Source organism: Devosia sp. 2618, from assembly GCF_040546815.1.
Classification (GTDB): domain Bacteria; phylum Pseudomonadota; class Alphaproteobacteria; order Rhizobiales; family Devosiaceae; genus Devosia.
This window is the reverse complement of sequence record NZ_JBEPOO010000001.1, coordinates 3,123,353-3,136,849: the sequence shown is the minus strand read 5'-3', so window position 1 is coordinate 3,136,849 and position 13,497 is coordinate 3,123,353. Positions and strand designations below refer to the sequence as shown.

13 protein-coding genes are annotated in these 13,497 nt (G+C 62.1%); 9 read left to right on the top strand and 4 right to left on the bottom strand.

The window, feature by feature from the left end:
* Nucleotides 1-78 precede the first annotated feature (78 nt).
* Together ABIE28_RS15525 and ABIE28_RS15520 are read right to left on the bottom strand one after the other, a co-directional pair.
* On the bottom strand, nt 79-633 hold the full coding sequence (locus ABIE28_RS15525) for a gamma carbonic anhydrase family protein (RefSeq protein WP_354064459.1): 555 nt from the start codon (nt 631-633) through the stop codon (nt 79-81).
* 10 nt (nt 634-643) lie between these two features.
* Nucleotides 644-2,053: a protein adenylyltransferase SelO gene (locus tag ABIE28_RS15520; protein ID WP_354064457.1), complete on the bottom strand. Its 1,410-nt coding sequence runs from the start codon at nt 2,051-2,053 to the stop codon at nt 644-646.
* Nucleotides 2,054-2,177: 124 nt separating this feature from the next.
* Here ABIE28_RS15520 and ABIE28_RS15515 point away from each other — a divergent pair, with 124 nt between their 5' ends.
* Nucleotides 2,178-2,840, top strand: a complete 663-nt coding sequence (locus ABIE28_RS15515; protein WP_354064455.1) for an HAD family hydrolase — start codon at nt 2,178-2,180, stop codon at nt 2,838-2,840.
* 349 nt (nt 2,841-3,189) lie between these two features.
* Nucleotides 3,190-4,116 carry a cell wall hydrolase gene (locus ABIE28_RS15510; RefSeq protein WP_354064453.1) on the top strand — a complete coding sequence of 309 codons (927 nt, stop codon included), beginning with the start codon at nt 3,190-3,192 and terminating at the stop codon, nt 4,114-4,116.
* A gap of 541 nt (nt 4,117-4,657) precedes the next feature.
* On the opposite strand, the gene pckA is transcribed toward ABIE28_RS15510, so the two are convergent.
* Complete coding sequence (gene pckA, locus ABIE28_RS15505; RefSeq protein WP_354064451.1) at nt 4,658-6,250, bottom strand: phosphoenolpyruvate carboxykinase (ATP); 1,593 nt, start codon at nt 6,248-6,250, stop codon at nt 4,658-4,660.
* Between the two features lie 255 nt (nt 6,251-6,505).
* On the opposite strand from pckA, the gene ABIE28_RS15500 reads away from it, so the two are divergent.
* The 5 genes from ABIE28_RS15500 to ABIE28_RS15480 all read left to right on the top strand — a co-directional run bounded on the left by ABIE28_RS15500 (nt 6,506) and on the right by ABIE28_RS15480 (nt 10,472).
* Nucleotides 6,506-7,222 carry a response regulator transcription factor gene (locus tag ABIE28_RS15500; protein WP_092179285.1) on the top strand — a complete coding sequence of 239 codons (717 nt, stop codon included), beginning with the start codon at nt 6,506-6,508 and terminating at the stop codon, nt 7,220-7,222.
* Nucleotides 7,223-7,228: 6 nt separating this feature from the next.
* Entirely contained in the window at nt 7,229-9,049 is a 1,821-nt protein-coding gene (locus ABIE28_RS15495) for a sensor histidine kinase (protein ID WP_354064449.1), read from the top strand.
* Nucleotides 9,050-9,058: 9 nt separating this feature from the next.
* Nucleotides 9,059-9,529, top strand: coding sequence for an HPr kinase/phosphorylase (locus ABIE28_RS15490; protein WP_354064447.1), 471 nt, complete (start codon nt 9,059-9,061; stop codon nt 9,527-9,529).
* Nucleotides 9,530-9,707: 178 nt separating this feature from the next.
* The gene (locus ABIE28_RS15485) at nt 9,708-10,109 is read left to right on the top strand and encodes a PTS sugar transporter subunit IIA (protein WP_354064446.1); all 402 of its coding nucleotides are present in this window, start codon (nt 9,708-9,710) and stop codon (nt 10,107-10,109) included.
* A gap of 57 nt (nt 10,110-10,166) precedes the next feature.
* The gene (locus ABIE28_RS15480) at nt 10,167-10,472 is read left to right on the top strand and encodes an HPr family phosphocarrier protein (protein WP_354064444.1); all 306 of its coding nucleotides are present in this window, start codon (nt 10,167-10,169) and stop codon (nt 10,470-10,472) included.
* Between the two features lie 9 nt (nt 10,473-10,481).
* Here ABIE28_RS15480 and ABIE28_RS15475 read toward each other — a convergent pair whose 3' ends face one another.
* Complete coding sequence (locus ABIE28_RS15475; RefSeq protein WP_354064442.1) at nt 10,482-11,216, bottom strand: hypothetical protein; 735 nt, start codon at nt 11,214-11,216, stop codon at nt 10,482-10,484.
* A gap of 145 nt (nt 11,217-11,361) precedes the next feature.
* On the opposite strand from ABIE28_RS15475, the gene ABIE28_RS15470 reads away from it, so the two are divergent.
* Both ABIE28_RS15470 and ahcY read left to right on the top strand, forming a co-directional pair.
* Nucleotides 11,362-11,868 carry a DUF2937 family protein gene (locus tag ABIE28_RS15470; protein ID WP_354064440.1) on the top strand — a complete coding sequence of 169 codons (507 nt, stop codon included), beginning with the start codon at nt 11,362-11,364 and terminating at the stop codon, nt 11,866-11,868.
* Between the two features lie 93 nt (nt 11,869-11,961).
* The gene (ahcY, locus tag ABIE28_RS15465) at nt 11,962-13,362 is read left to right on the top strand and encodes an adenosylhomocysteinase (RefSeq protein ID WP_354064438.1); all 1,401 of its coding nucleotides are present in this window, start codon (nt 11,962-11,964) and stop codon (nt 13,360-13,362) included.
* The last annotated feature ends 135 nt before the right edge of the window (nt 13,363-13,497 follow it).

Here is a 13,497-nt window from a genome sequence, read left to right as displayed (position 1 = left end):
CTGCCTCTCGTTTTTTGACCGGACAGTCAAAAGCGAGATTGGCGGGGGCTCGCGCAAAAAGCAAACGCGAAGTTCGACCTAGGCCGGTTCGAAATCGTTCAGCCGCCCCGTAATGTCCACCAGCCCAGAAGCGAAGCGCTTGGCATTGCGGACGTAACGCTCGGCCGAGGCGGCGAGAGCTTTTTCGCCCTCGTCGTCGATCTGGCGCACCACCTTGCCGGGCGAACCGAGCACCATGGAATTGTCGGGGATCACCTTGTTTTCGGTGATCAGGGCATTGGCGCCGATCAGGCAGTTCTTCCCGATCTTGGCGCCATTGAGCACCGTCGCGCCCATGCCAATCAGCGTGTTGTCGCCAATGGTGCACCCATGCACGATAGCGCTATGGCCAATGGTGCAATTGTCGCCGATCACCAGCGGATAACCGCTATCGGTATGCAGCACGCAGTTTTCCTGCACATTAGTGCGCGCACCGATGGTGATGCGCTCGATATCGCCGCGCGCCACGACGCCAAACCAGATGCCCGCCTCAGGACCGACGACAATATCGCCGACCAGCACCGCCGTCGGGGCGATCCAGCCGATATCGGGGTGGACTGTGGGCGCAGTACCGTCCAGGGCGTAAATGGGCATGGGAACCTCCTCAAGGCACGATGGAATAGGCATCGCGCATCTGCGCAATGTCGGCAAGCGCGGCGTGGAACACGCTCCAGTCATCGCTTTCGGCGATTGGGGCCCAGATCGCCTCGACATCCTCGATCAGCATGGTGCGCGGTGTGCTGCGCGCAAAATAGGGGTGACCCAGATTGAGGTCGTCGGCCGGGCCGTATTGCTCCAAGCCATCGGCCACGGCGCGGAAGGCATCGCTGGCATAGAGTGATGCGGACGGGCTGCGCGCGGCGCGTTCGGCGCTAAGGCCGCCACCGCGCCAGTCGAAGAAAAACTGCTCGTAGGGCGCTTTGCTGGCCGACAGGAAGCCGAAGACCTCGGTGATGAAGACGCCATCGGCCTCCGTGTCACGCGGCTTGAGGCCGAGACGGCGCAGCATCTGCCGGGGAAGTTCGGCGCGGAACGTCGGCCAGATGGTGTTGAGCGCAGGCTCCAGTGCCTCGATGCTCGACAGCGGCAACAGGCATTCGGCCAGCCGCGTCAGGTTCCAGGCCAGCGTGTCGGGCTGACGACCAAAACTATAGAGCCCGGTTTCGTCAAAATAGGCGGCGGTGAAATCGGGGTCATAAACCGGCAGGAACCGCCACGGGCCGTAGTCGAAGCTCTCGCCGGTGACGTTGATATTGTCTGTGTTGAGCACGCCATGCACGAAACCGGCAGCGGTCCATTGTGCGCCAAGGCGGGCGACATTGCCGACTACGGCTTCAAGGAACGCAGCCGGTTTGTCGCGAGCGCTGGTCAGCTCGGGATAGTAATTGGCGATTGCATAATCGAGCAGCGTCGCAAGCCCGTCATTGTCTTCGAGATAGGCCAACCGCTGGAAACTGCCGACGCGGATATGGCTGTGGCTGAGCCGGACCAGCACTGACGAGCGGGTGGGGGAGGGCTCGTCGCCCCGATGGAGGTTTTCGCCGGTTTCGATCAGCGAAAAGCTTTTGGAGGTATAAACGCCCAGCGCTTCCAGCATTTCGGTGGCCAGCACTTCGCGGACGCCGCCCTTGAGCGTGAGCTTCCCATCGCCGCCGCGCGACCAGGGCGTCTTGCCCGAGCCCTTGGTGCCGAAATCGAGCAGGCGGCCATCCGCAAGGTCATGCCCTTGGGCGAACAGAAAGCCGCGTCCATCGCCCAGATCGGCATTGTAGCTGCGGAACTGGTGGCCGTGATAGCGCAGCGCCAGCGGCTGCGGCAGCGAGCCGGGCAGTGGCGCGAAGCGTCCGAAATGCTCGATCCATTCAGCGTCGCTGAGGTCATCGAGCCCCATGCGCCTGGCCCAGCGCTGGTCGCGGTGACGCAAAATGGTCTGCGGAAAATCGGCCGGTGCGACGCGGTCAAAGAAGGCGTCGCCCAGGCTCTCATGCTGTCGGGATGGTCGGAAATCACTCATGGCAGCGCAAAACTAGCACAGGCGAGACGCAGTGCCAGCGTGCATCCCTGCCTTTCACCCGCAAGTCTGGCGCCAAAGCACAAATCGACCTATATCCAGCGAGATGAAACCCCAGAGCGAAATTTTGCGCCTCGCGCCGTTTAGCGCCGTCATCTTCGATATGGACGGCACCCTGCTCGACACCGAAAGCGTCTTCAAGACCATCGTGTTCGAAGTTTGCACCGAGCTCGGCTTCGAGATGACCGACGCCGTGCACATGTCCATGGTTGGCTCCAGCCACGAGCACACCAACAAGCTGCTCATCGAATCCTATGGCGTCGCCTTTCCCTATACGCTGTTTGACGAGCGCTGCCGCTTTGTGATGCGCGAGCGCAGCCATGATGGCGTGCCGGTCAAGCCGGGCGCGCTGCAGCTGGTGACGGAGTTGCGGGAGCGCAATATTCCCGCCGCCGTCGCCACCTCGTCGCGCAATCCCCATGCCAGCCACCACCTTGCGGCGGCCGGTCTGCTCGATATGTTCGACACAATCGTGACGCGGGACGACGTGACCAATCCCAAGCCGCACCCCGAGCCATACCTCACGGCGGCCCGCCGCCTGGGTGTCGATCCGCTGCAATGCCTGGCGGTCGAAGACAGTCATGTCGGTGTCCGCGCCGCCCATGCCGCCGGCATGCAGACGGTGATGGTGCCCGATCTGGTGCATCCGAGTGATGAATTGCGAGCGCTGGGAATCGCCATCATGGAGAGCCTTGATCATGTGCGGCTGGCGGCGTTCGAGCCCCGCTAAGCGCCGCCCAACAGCCCGAAGTTTCAAAGCCCCGGACCCCGCTCCGGGGCTTTTTGTTTCCACAGGGCATCACGTCCACAACAAAGCGACGTTTAGCCACTACTGATCCGTAAACTTTTAAAGGTCAGCACAATCAGTGCTTCACCACTATCCAACACCCTATAAATATTGGGTTTTCTTCTTTGCCCTGGTCGATTAACCGTAACTTAAGAAGCTAATGGGTATGGTTAACCAGCCGTAAATTTCGTCTTCCCTTCCGCAACAAGCATGGCTAGTGTGCCGGCCGGGAAGACGTGGGTCCGCAATGACGGACCAACAGAAGGCTCGCCGGATATGGCCGGACGAGCTCATGGGTAAGGACGGGGCATTGGGGCAGACCTGGCAGGATATTGTTGTGCGTGCGGTGTCGCATGCGCTTGCCCTGTGCGCGGTCGCGCTCGTGCTGTTTATCACCCTCGTCCCGGCTCATGCCGAAACCCTTCGTGTTGCTGACGTAACCCCGTTTCAGGTCCCGGCCGATCTTCTTGCCGTGCGCGCCCAGCCAGCCATCGGGCCAACGCTTGTGCCAATGGCGCCCGGCCAGCAGCCGCTGACCGCCGCACTGCTCACCAACTATGTTGAACGCCAGCAGGCCCTACGGGCGTATGACGTGCTCGGCGCCCATCCAGCCGGCGAGCTGACCGCAGATGTGCTGATGGGCTACATCGCGCGCGGTTCGATGGGCGACAACAGCGCCGTCTCCGCTATTGCCAGCTTCACCAGCCCGGCGTCGCGCTCCGTGGCGCCCGAGCCAGAGCTCAACCCAACCATGCTGGCTGCCTATATCGAAGACGGCTACCAGCCGCTCGCTGCGCGCCTGGAGCATGCCAATGCGGAGCGCGACTGCCTCGCTCAGGCCATCTACCACGAAGCTCGCGGCGAGAGCGAAGCCGGCCAGATGGCTGTGGCCAATGTCATCGTCAATCGCGCTCGCTCCAACAAATTCCCATCGACCCTCTGCGGCGTGATCTATCAGAACGCCGACAAGGGCTATCACCGCTGCCAGTTCACCTTCGCTTGCGATGGTCGCACCGACGCGCCAAGCGAACGCCGCGCCTGGGCGCGTTCCGCGTCGCTGGCCGAACACATCTATGCCGAGTTCGCCACGGGCGCACAGGTCGGCGCTGTTCCCGGTTCGGCGCTCTACTACCACACCACGGCGGTCAGCCCGTCCTGGTCAAACACTTACAACGCCGTCGCCCAGATCGGTTCGCACATCTTCTATTCGCCGAACTGAGACGGTCTGACATCGTGATCATGAACAAGCCGCGCTGGCGTTAGCCGCGCGGTTTTTTGTTTTGCGCCCTGGGGGGATTGTGCGGGACAAATTGGGGGTGGGGATAAGTTTTTGGGTCTTGTGGCACGCCGGTTGTGGTTCGAGGCGCGTGAAGGACGCGCACCTCACCATGAGGGGCTATTGAAACACCGAAACAAGAGTGGCCCTCACCGAGCCAAGAATTGCCCTCATGGTGAGGCGGGAGCGTAGCGACCCTCGAACCACGAGGGCGTGGCACGATAATCCACCTGCCACCCGGCTGTCCTCGGGCTTGACCCGAGGACCTGTCGCCGATTGTGCCGGGTTGAGAGTGGCCCTCGGGTCAAGCCCGAGGGCAGCGCGGTGGGTGGTCGGGGGCAGTATGGGCGTTGCTGGTGTCCAACGCGCCGACAGGGGGCGTTGCCAGACCTGCTAGTGCGTTCTCACACGCTCCAACTCCACTCGCGTAGCGCACAAAAAAAGGGGCGCCGAAGCGCCCCTGATCGTCTCGGGAGGAGACAGATTATTCTGCCGCCTGGGCCAGGATCGGGCCGGGAGCGGCATTGGCGGCGTCGCCGAATTTTTCGAAGTTGGCGCGGAATAGTCCAGCCAGATGAAGGGCTTGGCGGTCGTAAGCGTCGCTGTCCTGCCAGGTCAGGCGAGGGGTGAGCAGGGTGGGTGCAACGCCTGGAACGCTCAGTGGCACTTCAAAGCCGAACAATTCGTCGATCCGCATCTCGGCATTGTCGAGAGAACCATCGAGCGCTGCGGTCAGCAGGCGCCGGGTCGAGGCGATGTCGATGCGCTTGCCGACGCCGTGGCCACCACCGGTCCAGCCGGTATTGATCAGCCATGCCGTCGCGCCGCTGGCCTTGAGTTTTTCAGCCAGCATTTCGCCGTAAACCGTTGGATGGAGCGGCATGAACGGCGCGCCAAAGCAGGCCGAGAAGGTGGCCTGTGGCTCGGTGACGCCGCGTTCGGTGCCGGCAACCTTGGCTGTGTAGCCCGACAGAAAGTGGTAAACCGCCTGGTCCGGCGTTAGGCGCGCGACGGGTGGCAGGACGCCGAAAGCGTCGGCGGTCAGGAACACCACGGTCTTGGGCGTGCCGCCAACGCTACCTTTGGCGATGGCTGGAAGCACGTGTATTGGGTATGCCGCACGGGTGTTTTCGGTGAGCGATACGTCATCAAATGCTGGCACATTGTTAGCATCGAGCACCACATTTTCGAGCACAGTGCCAAAACGCTTGGTCGCGGCATGGATTTCGGGCTCGGCTTCGGCGCTCAGCTTGATGGTCTTGGCGTAGCAACCGCCTTCAAGGTTGAAAACGCCGTCATCGCTCCAGCCATGTTCGTCGTCGCCGATCAGCGGACGATCGGGGTCATTGCTGAGCGTGGTCTTGCCGGTGCCGGACAGACCAAAGAACAGGGCGGCTTCGCCATCCTTGCCCAGATTGGCCGAGCAGTGCATCGGCAGCACGCCATTGCGCGGCGCGTGGAAGTTGAACAGCGAGAACACCGACTTCTTGATTTCGCCGGCATAGAGCGTGCCGGCGATGATGACGATGTTGCGGCTCATATCGAGCGCGATCACCGTATCGGTGCGGCTGCCATGGCGCTCGGGCGAGGCCTTGAAGTGCGGCGCGTGAACGATGGTGACGGCCGACGGATTGCTGCCGGTTTCGACCATCTCGCCGGGACGGATCAGAAGATTGCGGATAAACAGCGCATGCCATGCGCTCGGGGTCAGCACGGTCACGGCATATTGGTGGCGCGGATCGGCACCGGCCAGCAGGTCCTGACGGAAGATGGAGTGACCGCCCAGCGACGCAACGGCGTCTTCGAGCAGGATATCGAAATGGGCTGGGCTCATGGCGCCCGAATTGTCCCACCAGACACTGTTCTCGGTCAGGCCATCGCGCACGATGAACTTGTCCTTGGGCGAGCGGCCGGTAAAGGCGCCAGTGCGCACCGAAACGGCGCCATCGGCGGTGAGTTCGGATTCGCTACCCTGCAGCGAGCGCGCAACCAGAACGGGCGCAATGTCGTTGACCGATACCGAGCCGGCGCGTGCAGCAATCTGCTGCCTCAAGGTGTCGTGGTCGAACAGGCTCATTTCAAATTCACTCCGTCACTTTGGCGGGGGCCGCCGAGTACAGGGTGAAAATACAGGGCGTAAGGGGCGCTCAACCATCCCGAAATGGGTCGTAAGACTGAAGTTGCAGCCCGCGCTGTGGGCGCAACTGAATTGCCCATAGGGGTGCAGCGCCCTTGGCCGCGCCTTATTTAACGCGTATTTGTCGCCTGCAAGCATGTCCGCGCGGCCAAAGCCGCCCTATGTTTGCTAGCGTCCGAACAAGAAAGGCAGCTTATGCCAAAGATCGCCCTGGTGGATGACGACCGCAATATTCTCACCTCCGTGTCCCTGACACTGGAAGCTGAGGGTTATCAGGTCGCGACATACACCGATGGAGCCTCGGGGCTCGAAGGCCTGACCACCGACAAGCCGGACCTCGCCATTCTCGATATCAAGATGCCACGCATGGACGGCATGGAACTGCTGCGCCGTCTGCGCCAGAAGTCCGACGTGCCGGTCATTTTCCTCACGTCCAAGGACGAAGAGATCGACGAATTGTTCGGCCTCAAGATGGGCGCCGACGATTTCATCACCAAGCCATTCAGCCAGCGTCTGCTGGTTGAGCGGGTCAAGGCCATCCTGCGTCGCTCGGCGCCGCGCGATCCATCCGCTCCTGCTGGCGCTCCGGGCGAGCCCGGCACCGGCAAGGCGCTGATCGAGCGCGGCTCGCTGGTGATGGATGAAGAACGCCACACCTGCACCTGGAAGGGCCAGCGCGTAACGCTGACCGTGACCGAGTTCCTGATCCTTCAGGCGCTCGCGCTGCGTCCCGGTGTGGTCAAGTCGCGTAACGCCCTGATGGATGCGGCCTATGACGATCAGGTCTATGTCGATGATCGCACCATCGACAGCCACATCAAGCGCCTGCGCAAGAAGTTCAAGGCGACTGATGACGACTTCGAAATGATCGAGACGCTGTATGGTGTCGGCTATCGCTTCAAGGAGCAATAAGCCCAAGTGGCCATTCTTGATCCGGAACTGGAAGGCAAACCCGACGCGCAACGTGAATGGCGCGCGTCGGGGGCGGATGAGCCTGCCAAGCGGACCAAGAAGCCACGCGGCAACCATCGGTGGCGCAAGTTCTGGGCACCTTTCTACAAGGTCGTCGGCGCCATCGGACGGTTCCTCAATTTCACGATCTTTTCCAGCCTTACCCAACGCATCATCGTGCTCAATCTGGCGGGCCTGCTCGTGCTGGTGGTGGGGATTTTGTACCTCAACCAGTGGCGCGCCGGCCTGATCGATGCGCGCGTGCAGTCGCTGCGCGTGCAGGGCGAAATTATTGCAGCCGCCGTTGCCGCCTCGGCCACGGTCGATAGCGATGTGATTTCGGTGAACCCCGACCGGCTGCTGCAATTGCAGGGCGATGGGACGATTTCGCCGCTGTCGTTTTTCGATCCATCGCTGGAATTTCCGATCAATCCGGAACGCGTGGCGCCGCTGCTGCGCAACCTGATCACCCCGACCCGCACTCGTGCCCGCATCTATGATCAGGGCGGGCTGATGATCCTTGATAGCGACAATATCTACGCGCGCGGCGAGGTGATGCGGTCGGTGATCGACACCAAGCGCAACGACAATTTCTTCCTTTGGGATTGGTGGAACGCCGTCCTGTCCTGGGTGCCGGGCGACAATTTTCCGAAATATCAGGAATATGGCGTCGACGAAGGCAGCCGCTATCCAGAGGTTGCCTCGGCGCTGCAAGGCGCACCGGCCGACTTCGTGCGTGTGGATGCGCAGAACCAGTTGGTGGTGTCGGTTGCCGTGCCGGTGCAGCGGCTGCGCTCGACCGTCGGCGTGATCCTGCTGTCGACCGCGCCGGGCGATATCGATTCCGTGGTGGCGCAGGAGCGCTGGAGCATTCTGCGCATCGCCATGATCGCGGCAGGCGTGCAGATCGCGCTATCATTGCTGCTGGCGGGCACCATTGCTGGCCCGATGCGACGGCTTTCGGCGGCGGCCGAGCGGGTGCAGACGGCGGGCAATGCGCGTGCTGAAATCCCTGATTTTTCTGATCGTCCCGACGAAATCGGCCATCTGAGTGGCGCCCTGCGCCGCATGACCGACGCGCTCTATAACCGCATCGAGGCCATCGAGCGCTTTGCTGCCGACGTGGCCCATGAGCTCAAGAACCCGCTGACCTCGTTGCGCAGCGCGGTCGAAACCCTGCCGCTGGCCAAGCGGCCGGAAGACCGCGAACGGCTCAACGCCATCATCCAGCACGACGTCAAACGCCTCGACCGGCTGATCACCGATATTTCGAGCGCCAGCCGCCTCGATGCCGAACTGGCGCGCGAAAGCTCTGAGCGGGTCGATATCGAAAAGCTGGCCGAGACCATGGTGTCGATCCAAAAGGATATGGCGCTGGGTCGCGGCGTCACCGTCGAAATGACCGAGCGGGCCGGTACCGGCAAGGGGGCGGCCATCGTTAACGGCCACGAAAGCCGGCTGGCGCAGGTCTTTGCCAATCTGATCGACAATGCGGTGTCATTCTCGCCCGAAGGCGGCGTGGTGCGCGTGGCGCTATCGACCGATCCAGAAAACATCACCGTCGTCGTTACCGACGAAGGGCAGGGGATTACCGGCGACTTCGGCAAGATCTTCCAGCGCTTTTATACCGACCGTCCCGACACCGAGAGTTTTGGCGACCATTCGGGGCTGGGCCTCTCGATCTCCAAGCAGATCGTTGACGCCCACAAGGGCAGCATTCGCGCCCATAATCGCGAAGAGGGCCACGGCGCGGTGTTCACAGTTGTATTACCCCGCGCCCGCAAATAGACCTGCTGCATGAGCAAGACCAAGAACGTGCATGGCACGGCCGTGCTGCTGGGATCGACGGGGGTGCTGCTGCGCGGACCTTCCGGCGCCGGCAAGTCGCTGCTGGCTTTGGCCTTGCTCGACCGCTGGCAGGCGCGGGGATTGCCGGCATTTCTGATTGCTGATGACCGCGTTGAGCTGAGCGTTGGCGACAGTGCGATTGCCGCCAAAGCGCCGGAAACACTGGTCGGGCAGATCGAGTTGCGCGGGCGGGGCATTATCCGGCGGCCTCATGCGGACGGGGCGGATCTGCATCTGGTGATCGACCTTGTGCCGGACCTGGTGCGGATGCTCGAAGACGATGACCTGACCACCGATATTGATGGGGTTTTACTGGCACGGGCGCCGGTGCCGACATCGGATGTCGTGCTGGTCGAGCATCAGATGTTGCTGGTTGCCGAGGCCATTGCGGCTCTGGCGGAGCCCGCAATAACCCCGTGACAAAAAACCACTTGAATCCCCGACCGTCCAAGCCGAGACTGTCGGTTACTGGTTCTAGTGAGCCGGGTTCGCGTGCGTGCGATAGTCCAACAGGTCATCGCGCGGACAGAGGGCAAGAATTACTGGAATGCCGGGTGCACCAAAGCATCGGCGCCAACCGGCAGGCTGGGGACGTTGCATGATTGGTCTGGTTCTGGTGACGCACGGTGCGCTCGCCAATGAGTTCAAGTCTGCTCTCGAGCATGTCGTGGGCCCACAGGAGTTTTGCGAGACCATCGCAATCGGTCCTGAAGATAATATGGAAACGCGCCGCAACGACATTCTCGAAGCGGTGGATCGCGCCGATAATGGCGCAGGCGTCATCATCCTCACCGACATGTTCGGCGGCACGCCATCCAACCTCGCCATTTCGGTGATGCAGAACCGCGACGTCGAAGTGATCGCCGGGGTGAACCTGCCGATGCTGGTCAAACTTGGCCGCGTGCGTGGCGACATGGCGATCAAGGACGCGGTGAACCTGGCCCAGGAAGCGGGCAGGAAGTATATCACGGTCGCCAACTCGATCCTTGGAGCTGGCTAGCATGCCCCCGAAAAGTGCGACGCGGTTTTTGGATCAGGTCATGCGGGGAGCGCTCTGATGGACGGCGGTGGCAGCCGGGCCGTCGCCCAGCAACTCACCATCGTCAATCGCAAGGGCCTGCATGCGCGGGCCTCGGCGCGTTTCGTGCGTACGGCAGAATGCTTTGATGCCGATATCAACGTCATCAAGGATGGCACCTCGGTCAACGGCAACTCGATCATGGGATTGATGATGCTGGGCGCCGGACCGGGCTCGACCATCCTGGTGCAGGCCAGCGGCAAGCAGGCGCGCGAAGCGCTCGAAGCCATCGTCGAGCTGGTCAATAACGGTTTCGACGAAGATAGCGACGGCGTGCCCGGCTAAGGCAGAAGACTAGCGCGTCGTATCGTCGTCGCGCTTGCCGCCCATGCCGAGGCCCATTCCCATACCGCCGCCGCCTCCACCACCCATGCCGCCAGCGCCGCCGGACCCACCACCGGCGCCGCCACGGCCTTCACCATCACCGCCGCCCCTGCCGCCACGGGCGCCACCGGCTTGTGGGCGGGTCGGGCCTTGCAGCGGGATATTGGCGTCGGCGGGTATCGGATCGAGATCGAGCGCCTTGCGCACGTAGTTGCGCAGCGAGATCACCAGTTCTGCGGTGCGGACCGGCTTGCCGGCGGCCAGATCATTGGCGGCTTGCCCCGCCAGCCGCACATGCTCCTCGGTGCCGAGGAGGACGATATCTGACAGAGCCGCCTCAACCGCATCGCGAATGCGGCGGGCGCGTTCGGAGGCTGATGCGGGGGCGTCGGGCCCAGCCGCTTCCGCCACCTCGCCGCCCTCGGTTTCATCCTCTTCCAGCGCCATTTCGGCCTGTCGGCGGGTGATGTCGCGCAAATGCGATGGGTCGACCGTCAACCGCCCGGTAAAGGAGCCGCCCAGGACCTTGTAGGCCGCGATCAGGGTCTTGAGCCGCTCGTTGATCTGGCGGTTCATGCGCTGCTGGCGTTGCTGGATGGTGAGCATCATGACGATGCGAATGCCGACGCCGATCAGGGTAAAGACCGCCAGACCGAGCACCGTGGTGACGATGCCCTCCCAGGAACTGAAATCAAGATTACGCACGAAATCTCCTGATATGCTGGCTGGGCAAGACTTTAGTCACCTTACCGGCACAGGGTAGCAGATAGGTTTGATTTGGCGCAGATGCCAAATTGTGGCCGCGGAAATGGCGGATGACCAGTTCGGCAAGCAGTAATCGGAGTGGCGCATGCGGCGGATCGTTGCTGGGATAGGCGGAATAAGCCTGGCTGTGGTGCTGAGCCAATTCCCCGAATATGCCCAACAATATACCCAGCGCCTCGGCGGTGCGGTCGATGAGCTGCGCGTCATTACCGCCGATTTCGACCGCGCGGCGGCGGCGTCCGGGCTTGATCGCAACACTGCATTGGCGCGCTACAATGCCTCCAACGACGAGTTCCTCGCCGGTCGCGGCACCTCGATGACGGCGACCTTTGCCCGCTACGAGCTGCTCAGCACGACGCTCGCGACCATCGAGGGCGCCGGCCCCGTTGAGCGGCTGCAGTCCATGCCCGCCTATCTCGATACCGACATTGGCCGGCGTACGCTGGAAAACTACCGCCCGGCGGTGCCCGTCACCATGGAGGGCATCCTCTATGCCGGGGGCGGATTTATCCTAGGCTATCTGGTGCTGTCGGGCCTGCTGCGGTTTGTGTCGCTGCCCTTCAAGCGCAAGCGCTACGCTGCTTATCGATAATTGGATATAAACATTTCTTTATGTCCCGGTTGATCCAAACGGCGGCCTTGCGTATAGCTGGAGCAACTTTTCATTGCGCTCCGGAGCCACGCCATGACCACCAAATCGACCGACTATGCGGTCAAGGACATTTCCCTTGCTGCCTTCGGCCGCAAGGAACTCGATATCGCTGAAATCGAGATGCCCGGCCTGATGTCCATCCGTGCCGAATATGCCGCCGCGCAGCCGCTCAAGGGCGCCCGCATTGCCGGTTCGCTGCACATGACCATCCAGACCGCCGTACTGATCGAGACGCTGGTGGCGCTGGGCGCCGAAGTGCGCTGGGTCTCGTGCAACATTTTCTCGACCCAGGACCACGCCGCTGCCGCCATCGCTGCCGCCGGCATTCCCGTTTTTGCCCACAAGGGCGAGACGCTGGAAGAATACTGGGACTTCACCGACCGCATGATGGACTGGCCGGGCACCACCCCCAACATGATCCTCGATGATGGCGGCGACGCCACCATGTATATCCTGACCGGCGCCAAGGCCGAGAAGGACATTTCCATTCTCGACAAGCCAGGCAATGAAGAAGAGGAAATCTTCTTCGCCACCATCAAGCGTCGCCTGGCCAAGTCGCCCGGTTTCTTCTCCAAGATCCGCGACGCCATCCGCGGCGTCTCGGAAGAAACCACCACGGGCGTGATGCGCCTCTATCAGCTGCACGCCAAGGGCGAGCTGCCGTTCCCCGCCATCAACGTCAATGACTCGGTCACCAAGTCCAAGTTCGACAACAAGTACGGTACCCGTGAATCGCTGGTCGACGCGATCCGTCGCGGCACCGACGTGATGCTGGCCGGCAAGGTCGCCATCGTTTGCGGCTATGGCGACGTGGGCAAGGGCTCGGCTGAATCGCTGCGTGGCGCTGGCGCCCGCGTGCTGGTCACAGAAGTCGACCCGATCTGCGCCCTGCAGGCCGCCATGGAAGGCTTTGAGGTCGTGACGCTGGAAGACGCAGCCGAGCGCGCCGACATCGTCGTCACCGCCACTGGCAACCGCGACGTGCTGATGGTCGATGACATGCGCAAGCTCAAGGACATGGCCATCGTCTGCAATATCGGCCACTTCGACAACGAAATCGACGTGCTCGGCCTGCGCAACTTCAAGTGGACCAACGTCAAGCCACAGGTCGACCTGATCGAAAAGCCAGATGGCAAGCGCCTGATCCTTTTGTCGGAAGGTCGCCTTGTGAACCTCGGCAACGCCACCGGTCACCCATCGTTCGTGATGTCGGCGAGCTTTGCCAACCAGACGCTGGCCCAGATCGAACTGTGGACCAATGGCGAAACGCTCGAGAAGAAGGTGCACGTGCTGCCCAAGCATCTCGACGAAAAGGTCGCCGAACTGCACCTGGCAAAGCTGGGTGCCAAGCTGACCAAGCTGACCAAGGACCAGGCCGACTATATCGGCGTGACCACCGACGGTCCGTTCAAGTCCGGTGAGTATCGCTACTGATTGCTGGCGTGTAACGCTTGATTGCTGTTCTGTAATACATGCGCTCGCGACCAAGGTTGCGGGCGCATTAACATTTGAACATGTGGCAGTAACTTCGGTATTTATGGCTGCGAAGCCATTGTGCTGCCGAATTCG

Excerpts from the sequence above, each read along its gene's own strand:
- ABIE28_RS15510 (WP_354064453.1), top strand. The coding sequence starts at position 3,190 with ATGGGTAAGGACGGGGCATTGGGGCAGACCTGGCAGGATATTGTTGTG.
- ABIE28_RS15520 (WP_354064457.1), bottom strand. The coding sequence starts at position 2,053 with ATGAGTGATTTCCGACCATCCCGACAGCATGAGAGCCTGGGCGACGCC.
- ABIE28_RS15480 (WP_354064444.1), top strand. The coding sequence starts at position 10,167 with ATGGACGGCGGTGGCAGCCGGGCCGTCGCCCAGCAACTCACCATCGTC.
- ABIE28_RS15525 (WP_354064459.1), bottom strand. The coding sequence starts at position 633 with ATGCCCATTTACGCCCTGGACGGTACTGCGCCCACAGTCCACCCCGAT.
- ABIE28_RS15500 (WP_092179285.1), top strand. The coding sequence starts at position 6,506 with ATGCCAAAGATCGCCCTGGTGGATGACGACCGCAATATTCTCACCTCC.
- ahcY (WP_354064438.1), top strand. The coding sequence starts at position 11,962 with ATGACCACCAAATCGACCGACTATGCGGTCAAGGACATTTCCCTTGCT.
- ABIE28_RS15485 (WP_354064446.1), top strand. The coding sequence starts at position 9,708 with ATGATTGGTCTGGTTCTGGTGACGCACGGTGCGCTCGCCAATGAGTTC.
- ABIE28_RS15470 (WP_354064440.1), top strand. The coding sequence starts at position 11,362 with ATGCGGCGGATCGTTGCTGGGATAGGCGGAATAAGCCTGGCTGTGGTG.
- pckA (WP_354064451.1), bottom strand. The coding sequence starts at position 6,250 with ATGAGCCTGTTCGACCACGACACCTTGAGGCAGCAGATTGCTGCACGC.
- ABIE28_RS15490 (WP_354064447.1), top strand. The coding sequence starts at position 9,059 with ATGAGCAAGACCAAGAACGTGCATGGCACGGCCGTGCTGCTGGGATCG.